Origin of the sequence: Nocardioides sp. S5, assembly GCF_017310035.1 — a bacterium.
GTDB lineage: Bacteria > Actinomycetota > Actinomycetes > Propionibacteriales > Nocardioidaceae > Nocardioides.
Genome location: NZ_CP022296.1, coordinates 2,871,020 through 2,890,760, shown reverse-complemented (window position 1 = coordinate 2,890,760; position 19,741 = coordinate 2,871,020). Strand labels below are relative to the sequence as shown.

The window sequence follows — 19,741 nt, the reverse complement described above, 5'->3', positions numbered from 1 at the left end:
ATGGACGACCTACTCATCCTCCTCGGACTGGCTCTCTGGCTCGGCCTCTGGGCGGCGCGCGAGCTCGGCTGGTGCGGTGTCAGGCGCGGGCAGGCGAGCGCAGCGGCACGTCGCAACCGGCGACACTCGTCCCACGGGTCCGTGCCCGAGGGTGGCTCCGACGGCCCGTACGTCGACGCGGCGGGGAGGCGTCCATGATGCTCCTCAGGCTGCCGGTTGCTGCGATGCCCGAGAGCGGCGACCCGTTCCACCCCCACGTGCGACTCCCTGTCTCGGGTGCCTGGTCGCGCACGGATCTCGACGAGGTCGTACGTCATCTCCAGGCAGGGTGCTGCGTGCACGTGACCCTGACGATCCCGCACCGCAGACTGCTCTCGTTCGTGCGACGGCGCAGCACTGCCACGGCGGACAGCAACCTTCGCGACCGTCTCGAAGACCTCGCGGGGGTTGCGGGACCCGACGCGAGTCGCGTGACGGTGAGGTTCGAACACGAGCCGAGCGCGTTGAGGGGGGCCTGGGGGGCCTGGGGGGCTTGGGCATGGCGGCGCGGCATCGGAGGACCTGGACACACGCGCTCGAACGAATGTGCGCTCGACACACTCCTGGCTCCGGCCGAGCCCCACCCCGCTGAAACGACGGCCCATCGGGCGAATCGACGCTGCGAGGGCAGGCCCCACGTGCGCGCCGACGCAGGAATGCCACTGTCATGGGACGTCGTCGATGAGCTCCACCGCTGGGTGTCCGTCGGCGACGAAGCCCACCTGGTGCTGACGGTGCCCCACTCCCCGGTCTCGCGCGACCCAGACCTCCACCTCCTGTGGGAACGACGCATGACACTCGACGTCGCCGACCGCGAAGGGGAGATTGCCCAGCTGTGGCCGGGAACCCCGCTCGTGCGGATCGACATCGTCAGGACCCACCCCACCGCGGGCCGCGTTCGAAGGGCACGCCGGTTCGCCCGGCGGACGCCATGACGGTCAGCGAGCGGCGTACCGCCGCAGTGCAAGGTCCGGAAGGAGAAGGATCATGATCCATAGTGACCGGCGCGGCGCCTCAGTCCACGCTCCCGATATGGAGGATTCGCCCCTCACCACGGATGCCGACCACGTCGGCGGGGGCGGCCGAGCCATTCCCCGGGACCTCACACCGGAGGCTGCCGCGCATTTGACCGCGGCCGGTGGTTACCCCTGCATCTCCGTGCTGATGCCGACGACCCCGGCTGCACGGATGGCGATCGCAGACCGCGAACGCCTCGAAGGCCTGCTCCTCGACGCCGAGCGACGCCTCGACGACCAACCGTTGGGCGACCGCGAGCGGTTGATGTACGAACTGCGACGACAGGCCCGCATCGCCCAGGACTCGAGCACGCAGAACGCTCTCGCGCTCTTCGTCAGCCACAGCGTGTCGCGAGCCTGGACGCTTCCGGTGGCGGTCCACCAGAAGGTCGTGGTCGAGTCCACCTTCGCCACCCGTGACCTGCTCCGGGCGCTGCACCGGACCCCACCGCACCTGGTCCTACGCGTCGACGAATTCGGAGCTCGCGTGTACTGGGTTGCCGCACGCGTCACGCTGCTCGACACGATTGAGCGTCTCCCCGTAGGCAGTGCGCGGCTGGTGGCCTCGCCGAATCTCGAAAGGCCCTACCCGGAGTCGGGGCTCGGGCTCGGCGCGGAGCGCGAGGCCGACGACCGCAGCGACCTGCTCGCCCGGATCGACCCCTGGATGGCAGGCCTGCGAGCAGAGCGCCCGGCTCCGCTCGTCCTGGCCGGCGACGCGGTGCTCGTGAACGAGCTGAGGAGCAGTGCGCGGTGGCTGCATCGGCTCGCGGGGGCCGTCGTCGGCCCCACGGCCAACAAACCTGACCAGCTGTTCACAGCGACAGCATTGTGTCTGGAGGACTACCTGCACCGACGGGGTCAGCAGACTCTGGAGACTCTGCGCGAGGCTGCCGTCAACGATCCCGAACAGGTAGTGGCCGGGCTGGACCAGTGCTGGACGGCCGTGGCAAGCCGGACCCCGGGCACCCTTGTCGTCGAGCAGGGCTACGTCCACCCTCGACCGCCCGGAGAAGGTGGGGGGCCTGTGTCCCACGACCTGATTGACGACCTCATCGAGCACGCAATTCAAGCCGGCAACCTCATCGCCTTCGTCGACGACGCACAGCTGCATGAGTTCGGGGGAATCGCCCTCCTGAGGTCCAGGTGAATGGAGGCCGCAACGGTGTTCGCCCGTCACGAACGCAGCGCACGAGGTGCGACACACGTGCGCCTACATCCGACATGCCACACGAACAGGAGGCCACGTGAGCGTCAGCCGATCGGGAGCTGATGGCAGTCACCCCACCGACCCCCGACGGCAGTCCACGGCACGCGAGGACTTCCCACCACTGGAACCATCTCGAGACATCGGATGGCTGTTGACCCTGCTGAGCGCAGTGGGAGCGCTGTGGTCCTCGTGGGGGCTGTTCCCCAACGATCCGGTGGGTAACGCCGCTGGGTATTGGGTCTCCGCCGCAACGACCATCGCCATCATCGGCACCATGTGGTTGCGCGCGACCGACGCCTCGTCGGCAGTAGCAGTCACGGCGCTAGCAGGTGGAACACTGCTACTCCTTGGCGCGCTTCGCGACTACCCCACCTCCGTCACCGTCACCATGGTGGGCGGTGGCGCCGGCATCGTCGTGGGCGCGATCATGCAGGTTCGTCACGCCCCCGGAACGCGTTAAGCTCACGCAAGGCCCACGCATTGCTGATCGCCGGGGACAGCCCACCCGCCGCAGACGGAACGCCAGGGCCCACGAGACATCCGCACCCACTGATCAGCCGCCAGGCATGACCAACCTCCAGCCCTGCGGCGCGTCCTGGAATCGACGCAGTATCTGGCCATTTTCGCTTGAGCAGGCGGAAGGCCATCCAGTTCATGGCAGCCGTGAACTTCGCACTGGCCCACGGGAGGACCCCTTGGTCTACCTCTTCGAGAGCATCGACACGGTCCTCGCCGGTGTTGTGCTGCTCCAAGTGGGCTTGGGATTGTGGGAGCTCTGTGTCGGCGACCTGGTTTTGCCGGAGAGTCTGGCAACCCACACCTTCGACGAACTAGAAGCCAAGGTCGCCGGAACTTTGGTGCTTGTGCTGGTGGTGCGCTTCCTGGAGGAACTCGTCCAGCACCCAGAGCCGCAACAGTTGCTCGGACGGCATCGCGGTCACTCTCGTCCGCGGGCTCCTAGTTCCTCTTCAGGCGCTGGCGCCACTGACCGGCGCCCACCGCCGTTCCAGCTGGAACTGTCCCGATGAGCGATCCCGCACCGGGTCGCTCCGCGAGCCCATCCCTCTGTGGCACGCTCCGCGTGCCGATCCATAGAGGGGACGGACAGCCGCTTCCGTGTTGCAAAGTTGGGGCGAGCGCTTGCGTGGCGTCACCACGTGCGGGACGGCGCGGGGGCGTGTCTTCTTGGCGCCCTGACGTTGGCTGTCGGTCAGCGGCTTTTGGTTGCCAGGTTCGACAGGGCCTGGGCGATGACCTTGTCGCGGTCTTGTGCGGCGTGTTGGTACCGCAGGGCTGCGCCGGCAGTGGAGTGTCCGAGGCGGGCCATGAGTTCGGCCAGGGTGGCTCCGGTGCTCGCGGCCAGGACGGCGCCGGTGTGGCGTAGGTCGTGGAACCGAAGATCGGGTCTGCCTGCCTCTTCGCGTGCCTTGTAGAAGACGCGGTAAAGCGTGGCCGGAGCCAGGTGTTTGGTCGGGTCGCCTGCGGACGGGAAGAGCAGACCGTCTCGACCGCCGGTGATGTTGTCGGCCAGGTGCGCCTTCACGACGGGGCACAGGTGCGGCGGGATCGCGACGTCGCGGCTGCCTGCGTCGGACTTCGGCGCACCGATGATGACCTCACCGTCGACGCGGACCACGGCTCGGCGGATCTTCACGACGCCGTTGGTCATGTCGAGGTCGTGGCGGCGTAGTTCGGTGATCTCACCGAAGCGGAGTCCGCACCAGGCGGCCAGAAGGATCATGAGTTGGTAGCGCTCGGGCATTGCCAGGGTCAGGGCCTCAAGCTCGGGCAAGGTGGCGGGGCCAATCTGTTTGACCCGTTTGGTGTTGCCCGCGCCTCGAATGTGGCAGGGGTTGTAATCGATCAGTCGGCGTTGCACGGCGTCGCTGAGGATCGTCCTCATGAGGCCGTAGGCGTGTGCGTTGGCGGTCGGGGTGGTCTCGCCCATCCGGTAGTACCAGTCGTCGATCAGGTCGGCGGTGACGTGCTTCAAGGCGACGTCGCCGAAGGTCGGCAAGATCCGCGCGTCGAGAATCTTGCGGTAGTGGTAGCGCGTGCGCGGCTTCAACTGGCGGTGCGTGAGCCAGCGCTCGGCGTGCTCGCCGAAGGTGAGTGGCTTCTTCGTGGTCGGCGGTGTCCAGTCCTCGTTCTTGATCTCTCGACGTCGATCCGTGAGCCACGCCTCGGCATCCTCTGCCGTCTCAAACGTGAAGGGGGCCATGTGTCGGAGGGTGTCCGGACCGAGGTAGGACGCTTGGTAGCGCTTGCTGGGAAGCTTCCTGATCGCACCGAATCCGCGCCTGCGTGGCATGTCCGCTCCCTATTTCGTGCAACAACGTGCAACAAGGATGGCAAAACATGTGTGGTTCTGTCCACGCGCCCGAGCGATGCTGGACGGTGTCTTCGCAGGTCAGGGCCGTTCTGTCCACCTGTGTCCAGTATCGCCGCATGTGCTGAAGTAAGATTCGAACCCAGTATCGCCCACCACCACGACCAGGTCTGAGCCCCCGATGGGGGTCTCTTTCCATGTCCGGTCCCCCCTAGGGGTGTACGTTTGGCGCGTCGGACAGTTTGCCCGCTCGCGGTGACACGCTCACCACCGTGGGTCGACCTTCGGCAGTCCCAACTGGGGACGCTCCTTTTCAAGAAGGCGGCGAGGAGCGTCACGCGCGGAACACGTGTGCCCTCCCTACGCAGCCCCCCGGGGGGCCGCATCTGGGGAGGGCTGGACACACCTCTCGGCGACCTGGTCGCTCGTCGCTCTCAGGGGCGCGGGTTGTCCCGACGCCACGGCTTGGTGTCGCGCCGCGCACCCATCCCGGCGGCGCACTTGCGGCACACCTCACGCACCTCGTCGGCGTCCCGTCCCGTGGCGGGCTGCGCGTCGACCCACTGCACGTGCGAGAACCGGTACAGCCGCGCCCTGCTGATCTGCACGCCGCAGACGGTCTGGTTGGTGCCACGCACCCACGCGTGCACGAGACCGGCCGGTGCGCGGAACCCGTCCGGGTCCACCCAGCTGTCCGACGCCGCGACGGCTGCGTCCTTCGGTGCCATGACCCCCGGTAACCACCACCCGGCCCTCCCATACCCGGCCCTGCGCACCCACAGGGACCTCGTGCAGGTCCGGGCCGTTCGGCCCTGTACGCCGCTGCGGCCGCGGAGCACCGTGGAGGGCAGGCCGGGAGGACCGGCCGGCCACACAGAGGGGTCGTCATGGACGAGCACCACGAAGCCGAGGAGCCCGCCGAGATGTCCAGCGCCGTGAGCTCCCGGTTCTGGGCGGGACTGAACCACGCGTCCGACCACGGGGCGGACGGACAGGAGCCCGACGTCGGCGAGGCGCAGCCGGGCGGGGCCGGCCCCACGGCACAGGAGTCCTCCGCATCTCAGGACCAAGGGCCCTGACCAGCCGACAGCGTGGCGCCTAGCGTCAGTGGTGCGCGCCGGACAGTCGGGGGACCAGATGACACGCGACGGGTCCGGGTCGCCGTGCTCACGCAGTGCGTACGACCCTGACCCACCACCGGGGGCCTTGCGACCGACGCTGGCAAGGCCCCCGGTTCCTCGTGGCAGCGGGCGCATCCCGAGCCGGTCCCGGGGTACGGGTGCAGGCATGGACGACGACCGCGAGATGCCCACGACCAACCAGCCCCTCAACGCACCCGGCCCGCGCCCCAAGGTCACCCCGCTGCTCGCCGTGCTCGGCGTCGTGCTGGTGGTCGCGCTGCTCTTCACCGTGATCTCGCTGCTGCGCTACAACACCTGAGCCCGGGCATCCCGGGCCGCGCGGGTCACGCTGTCGGAGCCGTACGGCCAGCAGGGCCACGTCGTCCTCGGGCGTGCCGTCCACCATGCCGTCGAGCAGACGGTCGCAGAGGTCCTCGACGTCGGCAGCGCCGGGCGCCGTGGTGCGTACGAGGTCGATGAGCGCCTCGATGCCCTCGTCGACGTCCCGCCCGCGGCGCTCGACCAGGCCGTCCGTGTAGAGGATCAGGGTGGCGCCGGGCTCGACGAAGGCCACCTGCTCCGCGCGGCGGGTCTCCGGGTCGAGCCCGAGCAGCAGGTCGTTGTCGTCCACGTCGGCGAGACGGGTGACGTCCCCGCCCGGCGTCAGCAGCAGCGCCGGCGGGTGTCCTGCGTGCGCCCAGCGAAGCACGACCTCCTCGCCGGCCTCGGCCCCGGCGCGGGGATGGCGCTCGAAGCGTGCGACCACCGCGGTGGCGGTCGTCTCCATCTGGAGGGACTGCATCACCGTGTCGACCCCCGACAGCACGGCGGCCGGCGCGTAGCCACTGTGCACGGCCAGCCCGCGCAGCAGGCCGCGCAGCTGGCCCATCGCGGCCGCGGCCTCCACGTCGTGCCCCACCACGTCGCCGACGACGACCACGACGTCGTGCCCGCCGGGGCCACGGCTCTGCTGGAGGAACGCGTCGTACCAGTCGCCGCCGATGCGCGCCACGTCGCCCGCGGGGGCGTAACGGGTGACGATCTCGAGGTGCTCGGGCCGGGGCGGATCGGTGAGCATGCTGCGCTGGAGGGTCTCGGAGACCTCGCGCTGCGAGGCGTACAGCCGTGCGTTGTCGAGGGCGAGGGCCGCGCGGGACCCGATGTCCTCGAGCAGGGACTGGTCCGCGGTCGAGAAGGCCCGCCGGTCGTGGCCGCGGAAGAGGCTCACCACGGCGACGGTTCGTCCGCGGGCGCGCAGCGGCACGATCATCGCGCTGGAGGGCGCCAGCTCGTGGAGCCGGTCGCGGGCCGGACCGGGGGACAGCACGGTGGCGATCCGCTCGGCCGCGTCCGAGGTGATGAGGACCGATGCCATGTTGCGGACGGCGTGGGCCAGGAAGGACCCGTCGGTCAGCGCGCCGAGGCGCAGCGAGGCGTACTCGCGCAGTGTCCCGGTCAGCGTCTCGTCGGTGTGGGCCCAGGCGACGTCGCGCAGGCCCCGGCGCCAGTCGGCGGCCTGCGGGTCCTCCACCAGCGTCACCAGGCACCAGTCGCCGAGCTCGGGGACCAGCAGGGTCGCGAGCCGGCTGACGCCCTCGGTCGGGTCGAGCGTGTCGCCGAGGTCCTCGGAGACCGACGCGAGCAGCGCCAGGCGGTGCGCGGACCGGTCCAGCGCGTCCTGTGTGGCACGACGCGCGGAGATGTCGTGGAAGTAGACGGCGAGCCCCTCCGGCGAGGGCCAGGCGCGGACCTCGTACCACCCGTCCAGGGGGGCCGGGTAGTGCGCCTCGAACGACACCGGACCACCGGTGGCGAGGGCCTCGCGGTAGTGGGTCTCGAACGTGCTCCCCACCGCCGCGGGGAAGGCCTCCCAGATGCTCTCGCCCAGCAGGCGGGCCCGGCCCTGGCCCAGCAGCCGCTCGGCCTCGGAGTTGACGTAGGTGAAGCGCCACGCGTGGTCGAGCTGGTAGAAGGCCGACGACATCGACTCCAGGACCCGGCCGAGCCGGGCCTCGCCGTCGTGCACCGAGGTCGTGTCGTAGGCAGCGCCGACGAGGCGTACGGCCCGGCCCGTGGTGTCGTCCGCCAGGGCACGGCCCCGGGCCTCGATCCACCGGAGCTCACCGGTCGGCAGGACGACGCGGTACTCGGCCTCGTAGTCACCGCACGTGGCGATCGCGCGCTCCAGGGCGTCGCTGACGCGCCGCAGGTCGTCGGGGTGCACGCACCGGTTGAAGGACTCGATGGTGCCGCCGAAGGACTTTTCGTCGAGCCCGAAGAGCTCGAGCAGCCGACCGTCCCACCTCAGCCGGTCGTGGACGAGGTCCCAGACGAACGCGCCGACACCTGCTGCGTCCACCGCCAACCGCCACGCGATGCGGTCGCTCTCGGCGTCGAGCGTGGTCGCCGAGCGTGGCGGCGGGACCCGCGGGGCGGACTCGTCGCGCGCGTGCTCGTCCGCGCTCGTCGCACCGCTGTGGGACACCGAGGCCTACCTTCGTGCCAGATCCGGGCAGCCCGCCGTCTCGAGGCACCGGCTACAGGGTGTCACACCTGCGGGCACCACCACGTGCGTTTCAGGTGTGGCGTGGGCGCGCGGCCGGCGGCAGGTCGTCCTCGGGGGCGACGGGCGCCGACAGCGGGTCCGCGGGGAGCTGCTCCACCTGCTCGCGGCACCACACGGAGACCTCGCGCGTGCCCGACAGCACGGCGGCACGGAAGTCGGCCCACGGCTCCCACGCGGTCTCGCCGACCTCGGCCGGGTCGGGGTCGACCGGGCCCGGGGCGAGCGCGACGTAGACCGGGCACATCTCGTTCTCCACGACCCCGTCCTGCTCGGCGCGGTAGCGGAACCGCGGCAGGACCAGGCGCAGGTCGCTCAGGCGCGTGCCGAGCTCCTGCTCGACCCGTCGGCGTACGGCCTCGGCGAGCGGCTCCCCGGGCGCCGGGTGCCCGCAGCAGCTGTTGGTCCAGACGCCGGGGAAGGTGCGCTTGTCGTCGGCGCGACGGGTGAGCAGGACGTTGCCCGCACCGTCGAAGAGGTAGCACGAGAAGGCGAGGTGCAGCGGCGTCCCGGCGTGGTGGACGCCGAGCTTGTCGGCGGTGCCGACAGCGTGGCCCTCCTCGTCGAGGAGCACCACCTGCTCGGGGGCGGCGAGATGGGTCATGGGGTCCTTCCGACAGGTCGGGCGAGCTGGTTGACGGCCGTGGAGAACAGCCAGGGGGCGCGGGCGGCCGCGGGGACGAGGTGCCGGCGCACGGTCGGCTGCCCGGTGGCGCGCAGGAGCAGGTGGGTGAGCGCCTCGTGGCGCAGCCCCAGGCGCCGCGCTACGGACGCGTAGTGCTGGGGCCGTCCGGCGGCCAGGCACTCCACGGCGGCCCGCGCCTGGCCCAGCCCGAGCGCGAGGCCCTCGCCGGTCAGGGCGTCGACGTAGCCCGCAGCGTCGCCGACCAGCAGGACCCGGCCGCGGACGCGGGAGCTGGCCCGCTGGCGCAGCGGCCCGGCGCCCATCACGGGCGTGCGGGGGCCAGTGAGGCGCCGCTCGAGCACCGGGAAGTCGGCGAGCAGGTCCTCGAAGCGGGAGCCGGCGTCGGCGAGGACGGCCACGCCCACCAGGTCGTCGTCGACGGGGGTCACGTAGGCCTCGGCGCGTCGCGACCAGTGCACCTCGACGTACGACGACCACGGCGCCTGCCGGACGTGGCAGCGCAGCCCGAAGCGCCGCCGACCCGCGTGGGGGACCTCGAGACCCACCAGCCGGCGCACGGGGGAGTGCAGTCCGTCCGCCGCCACGAGGTAGCGCGTCCGGAGGCCCTCGACGACCAGGTGGTCCCCCCGGTCGTCGACGGTGCGGACCGGCGTGGGGTCGACCTCGATCCCGGCTGCCTCCACCTGCTCGGACAGCGCGGCGTGGAGCACGGTGCGGCGTACGCCCCGACCGGGGCCGGAGGCGAAGGCGGCGCGGACGTCCTTGCCCACCCGGTCGTCGAGGTAGTGGATGCCGGTCAGGTCGCGACCGCGCGGGTGCACGCCCAGGTCGGCCAGCTCGGCGACGGCGCCGGGCATGAGGCCCTCGCCGCAGGCCTTGTCGACCGGTCCACCACGCGGCTCGTGCACCAGGACCGACAGCCCGGCGCGGTGGGCGTGCAGCGCCGTCGCGAGGCCGACGGGCCCGCCACCGGCGACGACGAGGTCATGCACCGGCGGCCTCCGTGGTGCGGGGCAGGGTGGCCAGCGCGCGGTCCTCGACCCGGATCCGGACCGCGAGCAGGCCGGCGTTGAGGACGGTGAAGACCAGCGCGGTGATCCAGGCGGCGTGCACGAGCGGCAGGGCGATGCCCTCGACCACGACGGCGACGTAGTTGGGGTGGCGCATCAGCCGGTAGGGGCCACCCGTCACCGGCGGCAGGCCGGGCACGACGATCACGCGGGTGTTCCAGCGCCGCCCGAGGGTGCCGATGCACCACCACCGCAGGGCCTGCGAGGCGATGACGAGGGCGAGCATCGACCACGCCAGGACGGACGGGACGTCCGGGCGCCGGACCCACGCCTCGACGAGTGCGCCGACGAGCAGGCCGGTGTGGAGCACGACCATGAAGGGGAAGTGGCCCAGTCCGCTCTCGACCCCGCCGCGCTCCTTGCTCCACGCGGCGTTGCGCACCGACACCACCAGCTCGGCGACGCGCTCGACGCCGACGAGGGCGACGAGGACCGTGAAGGCCAGCAGCGTGGTCACGACGTCGCCCTCAGCAGCACGAGCTCGGAGCAGAAGCCCGGGCCCATCGCCAGCAGGACGCCATGGGTGCCGGGGGCCGGCGGGCGCTCGCGCAGGGTGTCCTCCAGGACCTGGAGCACCGAGACCGAGGACAGGTTGCCGACCTTGGCCAGCGACTCCCAGGTGAGCCGCACCGCGTCGCGGGGGACCTCCAGCGCCGCCTCGAGCGCCTCGATGACCTTCGGTCCGCCGGGGTGGCAGACCCACAACCCGATGTCGGCGCGGGTGAGGCCGTGGGAGTCGAGGAACGCGTCGACGTCCCCGCGCAGGTAGCGCTCCACGAGGTGCGGGACCTCGGCGTCCAGGACGATCCGCAGGCCGCTGGCGGCGACGTCGAAGCCCATGGTGCGCTCGCTGTCGGGGTAGAGCCGGCTGCGGGAGTCGAGGACCTCGACCGGCCCGCCCGGGCGGCCATCGCTGCCGACCGCGACGACCGCGGCGGCGCCGTCGCCGAAGAGCCCGCTGGCCACCAGGTTGGGCACCGACACGTCGTCGCGCTGGAGGGTGAGCGAGCACAGCTCGACGGCGACGAGCACGGCGGTGTGGCCGGGGTGGCCGAGCAGGTAGTCGTGCACCCGGGCGATGCCGGCGGCGCCCGCCACGCAGCCCAGCCCCACCAGCGGCATCCGTCGCACGTCCTCGCGCAGCCCCACCTGGGCGGCGATGCGGGCGTCGAGCGAGGGGACGGCCAGGCCCGTGACCGTCGCGGTGACGACCAGGTCGACGTCGGAGGGCGTCAGGTCGGCGGCCTTGAGCGCGTCGACGAGGGCGCGCGACCCCAGCTCCACGGCGTGCTCGATGAACTGGTCGTTGGCGTGGCCGAAGTCCTCGAGCCGGGCGTAGTCCTCCAGCGGCAGCACCGTGTGGCGTCGCTCCACGCCGGCGTTGCGGTGGAAGCGCCGCAGCAGGGCGTGGTCGAGGCTGCGCTGGGAGATCACCTGGGCGAAGGCCTCGGTGATCTCGTCCTGCGGATGGGAGTGCGCCGGCAGCGCACCTCGGACGGAGAGGATCCTCATGTCAGCTACCTCGGTGTGGTCGGGACGGGGGCGGGTCGGACGGGGCGGGACGGACGGACGAGGGCGCCGAGAAGGCCTCCGGCCAGGCGGGGGCCGATGCGGCCGTCGCCGAGGCCGAGCTCGACGAGCGTGTCGAAGGCGTGGCGGTCGCGGCCGGCCGCGCGGATGCCGGCGTCGACGATCCGCGGGGACTGCGCGAGCCGCGAGGCCAGCCAGGTGTGGCGCAGGTGCGTGCCCAGCATCGTGCGCACCACCGTGCGGTGCCGCTCGCCTGGGTCGTAGCCCCGGCCGAGGGCCACGGCTCGCGCGGCGGTGCGCCCGGCGGCGATGCCGGTGGCGACGGCGTAGTAGATGCCCTCGCCGGTCATCGGGTTGACCAGGCCGGCCGCGTCGCCGACCAGCAGCACGGGTCCGTCGGGCTGCTCCCAGCGCCAGGAGCTGAGGGGCAGGTGGTGCCCGCGCCAGTCGGTGCCGGTGCTCGCCATCCCGGGCAGGAGCTCCTCGAGCTGCTCGAGCAGCAGGCGCCGGCTCGGGGGGCTCCCGTCACCGCGGCCCCGCGGCAGCAGCTCGCCGTAGCCGACGTTGGCGAGGCCGTCGCCGCGGTCGAACGCCCAGGCGTACGACGGCTGCGTGCGCTCGCCGTAGCGGATCACCTGACGGCCGACCAGGTGCGGCGGAGTCGGCGCGTAGCCGCGGATGGCGAGCGCGCGCTGGTCGCGTCGTCGGCCGAGCAGGGCGGTGCGCACGAGCGAGTGGGCACCGTCGGCGCCGACGACCACGGGCGCGGCGAAGCGCTCGGAGACCAGCGCCCGCCCGGGCTCCGCGGTGACGGACGTGACCCGGTGGCGGCGCAGGACCGCACCGGCGGCCACGGCCTTCTCGACCAGGCGGGCGTCGAGCACCCGGCGCGGCACCACGTAGGCCTCGCGACGCATCGGCCCCGAGACGCGTACGTCGCCGCGGGACAGCTCCAGGTCGCGCAGCGGCGCCCACCCGTCCACCACGTCGGCGGCGCCGACCTCGGCGAGCCGGTCGATCGCGTGCGGGGCGATCCCGTCGCCGCAGGACTTGTCGCGCGGGAAGTCGCTGCGGTCGACCAGCAGCACCCGCAGGGTCGGGTCGGCGGTGAGCGCGCCGAGGGCGGCGGACGACCCGGCCGGGCCCGCACCCACCACGACGAGGTCCCACTGCTCGACGGCCGGGGCGGTCATCGGGCCACCACGAGCAGGGTCGCGTCGACGAGTGCGATCGCGATCGCGGCGAGGAAGGGGGCGCGGCGGGTGCCGGTGACGACCACGGCGGCCAGCGCGAGCACGAGTGCTGCTGTCGCCACGGTCACGGAGGTCGGGGGCGCCGCGCCGACGAGTGCGACGAGCGAGGCGGTGACGAGGACGACGGCCGCCACCGGGGCGATGCGGGCGCGCCCGAGGCGGTGCGGCAGGCCGCGTACGCCGGTGGCGGCGTCGTCGTCGAGGTCGGGGAGGACGTTGAGGAGGTGGGCGCCCACACCGAGCAGGGCGGCCGCCAGCGGCCACCACCACGGCGGCAGCTCACCGTCGGCGAGGGACACGACCGCGGTGAGGCCGCCGAACGAGAGGGCGTACGGCGCCCACGACCACGCCGTGGCCTTGAGCCCGAGGTTGTAGGCCCAGGCCGACACCACGCAACCGAGGTGCACCAGGCCTGCCGCGGTGCCGAGCGCCATCGACAGCAGCACGCACACGACCACGGCGGCGGCGCAGGCGGCGCGGACGCCGCGGACCGACACCTCGCCGGTCGCCATCGGCTTGTCGGTGCGCCCGGCGGCGAGGTCGCGCGGGAGGTCGACGAGGTCGTTGCTCCAGCCGATCGACAGCTGCCCGGCGAGCACGGCCGCGACCACCAGCGCGGACCGGGGGGCGTCGAGGCCCTGGGCCACGCAGAGGAGACCGGCGAGGACCGTGACGGCCACCGCGGGGCCGGCGTGGGCGGCACCCAGGACGCCGAGGGCTGCCCGCGAGCCGCGGCGCGCAGGTGCGGTGGCGGCGCTCATGTGCCCACCCTTGCTCGCCGCGCCAACGACGTCGACGCCAGCCCGAGGGCGAGCGCGGCGACCAGCCAGCCTGCGAGCACGTCGACGACGTAGTGCTCGCCGGTGTAGACGAGCACCGCCGCCATCGTCACGGCGTAGGCGAGCAGCGCCCACCGCGCCCACCGCGACACCGAGGGCCACAGGAAGAGGGCGACGAGCAGTGCTGCCCCGGCGTGCAGCGACGGCATCGCCGCGACCGGGTTGCTGCCGCTCTGCCCGAGCTGGGTGAGGCGACCGACCGCGTCGAGGTGGAGGTAGTCCCATCCGACGTGGGAGATGCGCGCGACCGGTCCGATGTCGCCGCTCTCGGAGGCGAGCCACGGCGGGGCGGCGGGGTAGGCGACGTAGATCGCGATCCCGACGAACGACATGGACAGCACGGCCACCAGCCACGCGGTGAAGCGCTCGCGCAGCTGGAACCAGACGAGCGTCGTCAGCAGTGGGATGGTGACGAAGTGGGTGACGTAGACCAGCGCCGCGACCGCGTCATACCACTGGGGGGAACCCGCGAGCAGCCGCTCCTGGAGCCACACCGTGGGCACGGCGCCGAACAGGCGCTCGTCGGCCACCGCGGGACCCGAGACGTGCAGCGGCGCGCCCACCCGGTTGGTCGTGGCCCCGTCGCCCGTCTCGAGCGGCGCGCTGATCCACCCGGCGACGGCGTAGGCGAGGAGGATCGCGCTCAGCGGTGACCACGAGATGAGGAACTGGGCGATCGGGCCGTGGCGCGACCCGGTGGTCGTCCGGGACACGTCGGTGTCCACCCTCGCTCCCTGGCGCGCCTGCGCCTCGGTGCTCACGACCGGCTCCCGCGCTGCGACAGCCGCTCGAGGATCGCCTGCGTGCGGAAGCGGTTGTAGCGCTGGATGAGGATGAAGGGCAGGTTCACGAGCACCCCGTACCCCATCAGGAGCGCTGCAGGCAGTGGCGGGTTCCAGAGCACGAAGAGCGGGCTGCACGCCATCGCCCACCAGTGCCCGAGCTCGGCGCGGCGCGTCTCGCGCACGAACAGCTCGAGCCCCGTGACGTCGGCCGACGGCAGCTGCCGCTTGCTCACCCCGCCTGCGAAGAGGGCACCGGCCTCGGGCAGGCGGTCCTTCCACCGGTGGATGCGCAGCCGGCGTCGGTAGAACCGCCCGTCGCGCTCGAACGCCCGCGGGCGCAGCACGAACCCGTCGCGGCCCAGCCGCTCGTCGCCGAGGCGGTGTGCGGCGTAGCCGGTGGCGGCGTGGAAGACCCCCCAGGCGACCACGTCGACGGCCACCGTGACGGTCTGCGGCATGACGTGGCGGAGCATCAGGCCACCTCGCGGGCGGAGTCGTGCCCGCGCAGGTCCACGTCGCGACCGCGCCACCTCACCGACCGGCGTACGCCGCTCAGCACCGCCGAGCGCGCGAAGACCAGGTCGAAGGCGAGCAGGGAGGCCGGCGTCAGGGCCCAGGTCCACCAGCGGAAGGACCCCAGCCGGCGCAGCACCGTGCGCAGCTGCCAGGCGAGGGCGACGTACGCCGCCACCCACACCGCTGTGTGCCCGTCGACCAGCGTCCCGCCGACCCCTGTCGTCGCGCCGAGCAGCGTCAGCACGGCACCGACGGCGACCGCGTGGTGCACGGAGACGAAGAGCACGGTGCCGAGCGCCGCCGGCAGCCACGCCGACGAGGCCCCGGAGGCGATGTTCTTCGTCCAGCCCGCCGCGAGCTGGCCCAGCCCCTCGGGATAGCTGCGCATCCGCACCGACGCGCCTCCCGCCGCGCACACGACCGGCAGGCCGGCGCGGTGGTAGGCCGCGGCGAGGGCGGCGTCGTCGAGGATCGCGGAGCGGACCGCAGCGTGCCCGCCGGCGGCAGCCAGGTCGGCACGGGACGTGAGCAGGCAGGGCCCGAAGGCCATCGGGACCCGTGAGCGCGACGCCCCCGTCCGGGGGCCGACGAACGCCGCGCTCGCCATCACGGCGACGACGTTGAACCACGCCGACAGCTGCTCGTGCGGGCGGACGACGCGGTGGTAGGGCTGGACCGACACCAGCCCGCCCGAGCCTGCGTGCAGCTCCAGGAGCCCGGCGAGCGCGTCCGGTGCCAGCACCGTGTCGGCGTCGAGGAAGAGCAGGAGGTCGCCGTCGGCGACGTCGGCGCCCACGTGGCAGGCCCACGCCTTGCCGGTCCAGCCGGCGGGCGGTCGTCCTGCCGGCACGACCCGGGCACCCGCGGCCCGCGCCACCTCCGCGGTCGCGTCGCGGGAGTCGTCGTCGACGACCACCACGTCCTGCACGGGTGTGGCGAGCGCGGCGAGCGAGGCGAGGAGGTCGGGGAGGGTGAGCGCCTCGTCGCGCGCCGGCACGACGACCGAGACCCGCGAGGAGGAGGTCGGGATGGTGGCGCCGCGCGGTGGCGTACGGAGGTCGGCGAGCAGCCAGCGGGCAGTCGCCATCGCCGCGAGGACCAGGACCACCACGACGACGTCGCTCATGCGCGGGCCCGGTCCAGGCGCGTCACGAGCAGCGGCATCCCGCCGCGCGGGTGCACCGCCACCCTGGCCTGCGGGTCGGGTCGGCTCCAGTCCCCGGGCACGTCGAGGCGGTGCTCGCGGAGCACCTCGTCGAGCACCATCACCATCTCGCCGAGGGCGAACTCCCGGCCGATGCACAGGCGCGGCCCCTGGCCGAAGGGCAGGTACGCCGTGCGCCCGGCGCCCGGGTCGAGGAAGCGCTCGGGACGGAACGCCAGCGGCGCGGTCCACGGGTCGGGCCGGCGGTGCACGAGCCACGGGCTGATGATGGCGAGGGTGCCGGCCGGGACGTCGTGGCCCGCGACGACGTCGTCGCGCACCGAGCGGCGCGAGAGCGCCCACGCGGGCGGGAAGAGCCGCAGCGCCTCGTCGATGACGGCCCGTGTCCACGGCAGCGCCTCACGCGTGGCCACCAGCGACACCGGACCCGGGTGGGCGGCGAGCTCGGCGCGGGTGCGGTCCTGCACCTCGGGGTGCTCGGCCAGCAGCATGAACGTCCAGGCAAGGGAGGCCGCGACGGTCTCGTGGCCGGCGACGATCATGGTGACGAGCTCGTCGCGGACCTCGGCGTCGGTGAGCCCGCTGTCGAGCAGCAGGCCGAGCAGGTCGTCGCCGTGAGGAGCCGTGCTCGCCCGGCCGTTGCGGGCCCGGCGCTGGGCGATGATCTCCGCCGACGCCGCGTCCAGCCGGCGCCGCGCCGAGCGCAGGCGCACGTTGAGGCGCGTGGGCGTCCAGTGCGCCCGGGGGAGGATCGCGCGGCCGAGCCGGACCACGAGCTCCGCGGCGTCGCTCGTCGCGTCGAGGAGGGTCTGGGCCTGTCCGGACAGGTCGGCGGAGAAGAGCGCCCGTCCGACCGCGTCGAGGCCGATGGTGTGGGTGAGCGCGGCCACGTCCACCACGCCGGTGCCGCCGCCGGCGCCGACCGCCGCGGGCAGGCGTACGCCGACCGCGGACCGCGCCGCGGCACGCACCTGGTCGCCGACCGCCTCCAGGCGCTGGTGGTGGAACGCGGGGGCGGCGAGGCGCCGGTGGTCGATCCAGCTCGGCTCCGCCGAGGCCAGCAGGCCCTGTCCCGTCACCCGCGCGAGGGCGGCGTACTGCACGGTGTCCTTGCCCCAGCTGCGCGCCGAGGTCTGGAGGACGTGGCGCACGGCCGCTGGGTCGTTGAGGAGCAGCGCGGGGGCGCCCGGCACCGGGAAGGAGACGAGGTCGCCGTACTGCTCGGAGACCGAGGAGAGGAAGGACAGCGGGTCGGCGCGGATGGAGCGGAACCCGCGGGCCATGTCGAGCGAGGTCGGCCCGGGCACTCCGATGTCGGTGGGCTGCATCTCCTGCAGCCGTGTCGAGATGCTCACGCTGCCTCCCGGGAGGGGCGGCGTCGGCCGAGCCATGTCCAGACGGCACAGCTGGTCAGCACCAGGGCGAACCCGAAGGCCAGGTCCTCGACCGGCGCGTAGACCAGCCGGCCGTCCCCGACGAGGACGATCCGGTCGCTGCCGATGATGGCGTCGGGGGAGTAGCGCACGATCCCGCGACCGGTGAGCCAGCCGTTGGTGAGCAGCTGGAAGAACACGATGATGGCGTAGGCCGACCACCAGTCCCGGGTCGAGGTCACGCGCGTGCGCAACCCCCACCGGTCCAGGGCCAGTGCCAGGAGCACGCCCACCACCGCGAGGGCCGTGTAGGTCACGCGTCCCCCTCGCGCGCAGCGGTCGCGAGGCGCCGGCGGGCGGCGCGGACGCCCTCGAGCGTGAGCACCCCCACCACCGGGATCACCACGAAGAAGCCCAGCTCCTCCAGCGGCAGGCCGCCGACGCGCCAGGGCAGTGTCTGGCCCTCGTCGAAGGACCAGTGCCCCGCCGCTGTGGCGTAGAGGTCCCACACCACGAAGGGCGTGCCCGCCAGCAGCACGGTGAGCAGCAGCCGGCGGGGCTGGCGCAGGACGTCCAGCCGGAAGGCAGGCACCAGCGGCAGGGTCCCGGCCAGGCAGAAGGCGAGCATGGCGACGTAGGACCAGTGGACCAGGCTCATCGGCCGCCCACCGGCTGCGCCGACCGGTCGCCGGTCAGTCGCTTGAGCACCAGCTCGGCGCTGATGAGGCACATCGGCAGGCCGACGCCGGGCACGGTGGTCGAGCCGGCGTAGAGGAGCCCGTCGACCTTCGCCGAGGTGTTGCCCGGCCGGAGGAACGCGCTCTGGCGCAGCGTGTGCTCGAGCCCGAGCGCACCGCCCCGCCAGGAGTGGTAGCGCGCCTCGAAGTCCTCGGGACCGACGGTGTGACGGACCACGACCCGGTCGGCCAGGTCGTGGACCCCGGACCACCGGGCGACCTGCGCGATCGCGGCGTCGGCGGTGCGCTCCACCTGCTCCGAGCCCGCGCCGTCGTCGCCCCCGCGGCCGATGCGGGTGTCGGCCGGCACCGGGACGAGGACGAAGAGGTTCTCGTGCCCCGCGGGCGCGACCGTCGGGTCGGTCTCGGAGGGCTTGCAGACGTAGACCGAGGCGGGCTCGGGGACGCGCGCGTCCTTGCCGAAGATGTCGCCGAAGTTCTGCTGCCAGTCGCTGGTGAAGAACAGCGAGTGGTGCGGCAGCTCGGGCAGTGCCCCCTCCACGCCCAGCATGGCCAGCACCGCACCCGGTCCGGGTGAGCGGTCGCGCCACGCACGCTCGGGGTGCGTCTGCAACGCGGTCGGCAGCAGAGCGGTCTCGAGGTGGTGCAGGTCGGCTGCACCGACGACGACGTCGGCGGGCCGCACGACCCGGGAGCCCGAGGCGTCGAGGTGCTCGACACCGGTCACCCGCGCCCGGCGCCCGCGTCCACTTCCACTGCCGTCCGTCACGATCGCGGTCGCCTCGCACCCGGTGTGCAGCCGCGCCCCGTGGCGCTCGGCCAGGGCGGCGATGACCTCGATGAGACGGGTGAAGCCGCCCTGCGGGTAGAGCACGCTGTCGCCGAGGTCGAGGCGGCTCATCAGGTGGTACATGCTCGGCGCGCGGCTGGGGGAGGAGCCGAGGAAGACGGCCGGGTAGCCGAGGACCTGCCGCAGCCGGTTGTCGGAGAAGGACGCGGCGACGTGGCTCTCCAGCGAGCGGGTCAGCAGGCGGCTCAGCCGCGGGGTGCTGCGGACCACGTCGGGGTGGAGGAACGACGAGGCGGCGTCGAAGTTGCTGTAGAGGAAGCGGCGCAGCGCCATGTCGTAGGTCTCCTCCGCCGAGCGGAGGTAGGCGTCGAAGCGCTCACCGGCACCGGGCTCGAGGGACTCGAACAGGGCGCGGTTGTGGGCCCGGTCGGGACGTACGTCGATCGACTCGTCGTGGCCCTCGAAGAACACCCGGTAGCTCGGGTCGAGGACGGTGAGGTCGAGCTCCGCGTCCGCCGTCGTGCCGAGCAGCGAGAAGAAGTGCTCGAACACCTCCGGCATGAGGTACCACGACGCACCGGTGTCGAAGCGGAACCCGCCGCGCTCCACGCTGCCGACCCGGCCGCCGAGGTCGTCGTTCTTCTCGACGAGGTCGACGCTGTGGCCTCGCGACGCCAGCAGGGCGGCCGTGGCGAGCCCGGCGATGCCGCCGCCGATGACCACGACGCGCTGCGCGGACCCGGGTGTGGCAGCGGCGGTCGTGCCCGTACGCCGGCCGAGCCGGTCGGGGAGTGCCAT

Annotated in this window: 22 protein-coding genes; 6 read left to right on the top strand and 16 right to left on the bottom strand. The window is 72.9% G+C overall.

Features of this window, described 5'->3' with window-relative positions:
• The 5 genes from CFI00_RS14295 (at position 1) to CFI00_RS14275 (ending at position 3,293) form a co-directional block, all read left to right on the top strand.
• Positions 1 to 198, top strand: coding sequence for a hypothetical protein (locus CFI00_RS14295; protein ID WP_191279121.1), 198 nt, complete (start codon positions 1 to 3; stop codon positions 196 to 198).
• Positions 199 to 830: 632 nt separating this feature from the next.
• Entirely contained in the window at positions 831 to 974 is a 144-nt protein-coding gene (locus tag CFI00_RS14290) for a hypothetical protein (protein WP_207081785.1), read from the top strand.
• 97 nt (positions 975 to 1,071) lie between these two features.
• A complete protein-coding gene (locus tag CFI00_RS14285) occupies positions 1,072 to 2,205 on the top strand; it encodes a hypothetical protein (RefSeq protein ID WP_207081784.1) in 1,134 nt (377 codons plus the stop codon).
• A 211-nt stretch (positions 2,206 to 2,416) separates the two neighbouring features.
• A complete protein-coding gene (locus CFI00_RS14280) occupies positions 2,417 to 2,725 on the top strand; it encodes a hypothetical protein (RefSeq protein ID WP_191279119.1) in 309 nt (102 codons plus the stop codon).
• Between the two features lie 106 nt (positions 2,726 to 2,831).
• Entirely contained in the window at positions 2,832 to 3,293 is a 462-nt protein-coding gene (locus CFI00_RS14275) for a YqhA family protein (RefSeq protein WP_191279118.1), read from the top strand.
• Positions 3,294 to 3,475: 182 nt separating this feature from the next.
• Here the strand turns inward: CFI00_RS14275 and CFI00_RS14270 are convergent, their stop codons facing one another.
• Both CFI00_RS14270 and CFI00_RS14265 read right to left on the bottom strand, forming a co-directional pair.
• Positions 3,476 to 4,486 (bottom strand): site-specific integrase, encoded by a 1,011-nt coding sequence (locus CFI00_RS14270; protein WP_207081783.1) that lies wholly within the window; start codon positions 4,484 to 4,486, stop codon positions 3,476 to 3,478.
• A 542-nt stretch (positions 4,487 to 5,028) separates the two neighbouring features.
• Positions 5,029 to 5,322 carry a hypothetical protein gene (locus tag CFI00_RS14265; protein ID WP_207081782.1) on the bottom strand — a complete coding sequence of 98 codons (294 nt, stop codon included), beginning with the start codon at positions 5,320 to 5,322 and terminating at the stop codon, positions 5,029 to 5,031.
• A 159-nt stretch (positions 5,323 to 5,481) separates the two neighbouring features.
• Here CFI00_RS14265 and CFI00_RS14260 point away from each other — a divergent pair, with 159 nt between their 5' ends.
• On the top strand, positions 5,482 to 5,673 hold the full coding sequence (locus CFI00_RS14260) for a hypothetical protein (RefSeq protein WP_207081781.1): 192 nt from the start codon (positions 5,482 to 5,484) through the stop codon (positions 5,671 to 5,673).
• Between the two features lie 88 nt (positions 5,674 to 5,761).
• Here the strand turns inward: CFI00_RS14260 and CFI00_RS14255 are convergent, their stop codons facing one another.
• The 14 genes from CFI00_RS14255 to crtI form a co-directional block, all read right to left on the bottom strand.
• Positions 5,762 to 8,200 (bottom strand): SpoIIE family protein phosphatase, encoded by a 2,439-nt coding sequence (locus CFI00_RS14255; protein ID WP_207081780.1) that lies wholly within the window; start codon positions 8,198 to 8,200, stop codon positions 5,762 to 5,764.
• Between the two features lie 91 nt (positions 8,201 to 8,291).
• Positions 8,292 to 8,882, bottom strand: coding sequence for an isopentenyl-diphosphate Delta-isomerase (gene idi / locus CFI00_RS14250; RefSeq protein ID WP_207081779.1), 591 nt, complete (start codon positions 8,880 to 8,882; stop codon positions 8,292 to 8,294).
• Complete coding sequence (locus CFI00_RS14245) at positions 8,879 to 9,916, bottom strand: NAD(P)/FAD-dependent oxidoreductase (protein ID WP_207081778.1); 1,038 nt, start codon at positions 9,914 to 9,916, stop codon at positions 8,879 to 8,881. Before CFI00_RS14245 ends, idi begins: the two co-directional genes overlap by 4 nt.
• Positions 9,909 to 10,451: an isoprenylcysteine carboxyl methyltransferase family protein gene (locus CFI00_RS14240; protein WP_242532402.1), complete on the bottom strand. Its 543-nt coding sequence runs from the start codon at positions 10,449 to 10,451 to the stop codon at positions 9,909 to 9,911. The genes CFI00_RS14245 and CFI00_RS14240 overlap by 8 nt, the downstream gene beginning before the upstream one ends.
• Positions 10,448 to 11,506 (bottom strand): 3-oxoacyl-[acyl-carrier-protein] synthase III C-terminal domain-containing protein, encoded by a 1,059-nt coding sequence (locus CFI00_RS14235; RefSeq protein ID WP_207081777.1) that lies wholly within the window; start codon positions 11,504 to 11,506, stop codon positions 10,448 to 10,450. The genes CFI00_RS14240 and CFI00_RS14235 overlap by 4 nt, the downstream gene beginning before the upstream one ends.
• A gap of 5 nt (positions 11,507 to 11,511) precedes the next feature.
• Positions 11,512 to 12,717, bottom strand: coding sequence for a geranylgeranyl reductase family protein (locus CFI00_RS14230; RefSeq protein ID WP_207081776.1), 1,206 nt, complete (start codon positions 12,715 to 12,717; stop codon positions 11,512 to 11,514).
• Entirely contained in the window at positions 12,714 to 13,538 is an 825-nt protein-coding gene (locus tag CFI00_RS14225) for a UbiA family prenyltransferase (protein ID WP_207081775.1), read from the bottom strand. Before CFI00_RS14225 ends, CFI00_RS14230 begins: the two co-directional genes overlap by 4 nt.
• Complete coding sequence (locus tag CFI00_RS14220; protein ID WP_207081774.1) at positions 13,535 to 14,377, bottom strand: phosphatase PAP2 family protein; 843 nt, start codon at positions 14,375 to 14,377, stop codon at positions 13,535 to 13,537. Before CFI00_RS14220 ends, CFI00_RS14225 begins: the two co-directional genes overlap by 4 nt.
• The gene (locus CFI00_RS14215; RefSeq protein ID WP_207081773.1) at positions 14,374 to 14,874 is read right to left on the bottom strand and encodes a hypothetical protein; all 501 of its coding nucleotides are present in this window, start codon (positions 14,872 to 14,874) and stop codon (positions 14,374 to 14,376) included. The genes CFI00_RS14220 and CFI00_RS14215 overlap by 4 nt, the downstream gene beginning before the upstream one ends.
• Positions 14,874 to 16,043 carry a glycosyltransferase gene (locus CFI00_RS14210; protein ID WP_207081772.1) on the bottom strand — a complete coding sequence of 390 codons (1,170 nt, stop codon included), beginning with the start codon at positions 16,041 to 16,043 and terminating at the stop codon, positions 14,874 to 14,876. The genes CFI00_RS14215 and CFI00_RS14210 overlap by 1 nt, the downstream gene beginning before the upstream one ends.
• Positions 16,040 to 17,437 carry a cytochrome P450 gene (locus CFI00_RS14205; protein ID WP_207081771.1) on the bottom strand — a complete coding sequence of 466 codons (1,398 nt, stop codon included), beginning with the start codon at positions 17,435 to 17,437 and terminating at the stop codon, positions 16,040 to 16,042. Before CFI00_RS14205 ends, CFI00_RS14210 begins: the two co-directional genes overlap by 4 nt.
• Positions 17,434 to 17,772 (bottom strand): lycopene cyclase domain-containing protein, encoded by a 339-nt coding sequence (locus CFI00_RS14200; RefSeq protein ID WP_207081770.1) that lies wholly within the window; start codon positions 17,770 to 17,772, stop codon positions 17,434 to 17,436. The genes CFI00_RS14205 and CFI00_RS14200 overlap by 4 nt, the downstream gene beginning before the upstream one ends.
• Positions 17,769 to 18,113 carry a lycopene cyclase domain-containing protein gene (locus CFI00_RS14195; RefSeq protein WP_207081769.1) on the bottom strand — a complete coding sequence of 115 codons (345 nt, stop codon included), beginning with the start codon at positions 18,111 to 18,113 and terminating at the stop codon, positions 17,769 to 17,771. The genes CFI00_RS14200 and CFI00_RS14195 overlap by 4 nt, the downstream gene beginning before the upstream one ends.
• On the bottom strand, positions 18,110 to 19,741 hold the full coding sequence (crtI, locus tag CFI00_RS14190) for a phytoene desaturase family protein (RefSeq protein ID WP_207081768.1): 1,632 nt from the start codon (positions 19,739 to 19,741) through the stop codon (positions 18,110 to 18,112). The genes CFI00_RS14195 and crtI overlap by 4 nt, the downstream gene beginning before the upstream one ends.

What these genes read in the sequence shown, in the direction of transcription:
- CFI00_RS14295 (WP_191279121.1), top strand. Translation starts at nt 1, where the DNA reads ATGGACGACCTACTCATCCTCCTCGGACTGGCTCTCTGGCTCGGCCTC.
- CFI00_RS14290 (WP_207081785.1), top strand. Translation starts at nt 831, where the DNA reads ATGACACTCGACGTCGCCGACCGCGAAGGGGAGATTGCCCAGCTGTGG.
- CFI00_RS14285 (WP_207081784.1), top strand. Translation starts at nt 1,072, where the DNA reads ATGGAGGATTCGCCCCTCACCACGGATGCCGACCACGTCGGCGGGGGC.
- CFI00_RS14275 (WP_191279118.1), top strand. Translation starts at nt 2,832, where the DNA reads ATGACCAACCTCCAGCCCTGCGGCGCGTCCTGGAATCGACGCAGTATC.
- CFI00_RS14270 (WP_207081783.1), bottom strand. Translation starts at nt 4,486, where the DNA reads ATGGCCCCCTTCACGTTTGAGACGGCAGAGGATGCCGAGGCGTGGCTC.
- CFI00_RS14265 (WP_207081782.1), bottom strand. Translation starts at nt 5,322, where the DNA reads ATGGCACCGAAGGACGCAGCCGTCGCGGCGTCGGACAGCTGGGTGGAC.
- CFI00_RS14260 (WP_207081781.1), top strand. Translation starts at nt 5,482, where the DNA reads ATGGACGAGCACCACGAAGCCGAGGAGCCCGCCGAGATGTCCAGCGCC.
- idi (WP_207081779.1), bottom strand. Translation starts at nt 8,882, where the DNA reads ATGACCCATCTCGCCGCCCCCGAGCAGGTGGTGCTCCTCGACGAGGAG.
- CFI00_RS14235 (WP_207081777.1), bottom strand. Translation starts at nt 11,506, where the DNA reads ATGAGGATCCTCTCCGTCCGAGGTGCGCTGCCGGCGCACTCCCATCCG.
- CFI00_RS14230 (WP_207081776.1), bottom strand. Translation starts at nt 12,717, where the DNA reads ATGACCGCCCCGGCCGTCGAGCAGTGGGACCTCGTCGTGGTGGGTGCG.
- CFI00_RS14225 (WP_207081775.1), bottom strand. Translation starts at nt 13,538, where the DNA reads ATGAGCGCCGCCACCGCACCTGCGCGCCGCGGCTCGCGGGCAGCCCTC.
- CFI00_RS14215 (WP_207081773.1), bottom strand. Translation starts at nt 14,874, where the DNA reads ATGCTCCGCCACGTCATGCCGCAGACCGTCACGGTGGCCGTCGACGTG.
- CFI00_RS14210 (WP_207081772.1), bottom strand. Translation starts at nt 16,043, where the DNA reads ATGAGCGACGTCGTCGTGGTGGTCCTGGTCCTCGCGGCGATGGCGACT.
- CFI00_RS14195 (WP_207081769.1), bottom strand. Translation starts at nt 18,113, where the DNA reads ATGAGCCTGGTCCACTGGTCCTACGTCGCCATGCTCGCCTTCTGCCTG.
- crtI (WP_207081768.1), bottom strand. Translation starts at nt 19,741, where the DNA reads ATGGCACTCCCCGACCGGCTCGGCCGGCGTACGGGCACGACCGCCGCT.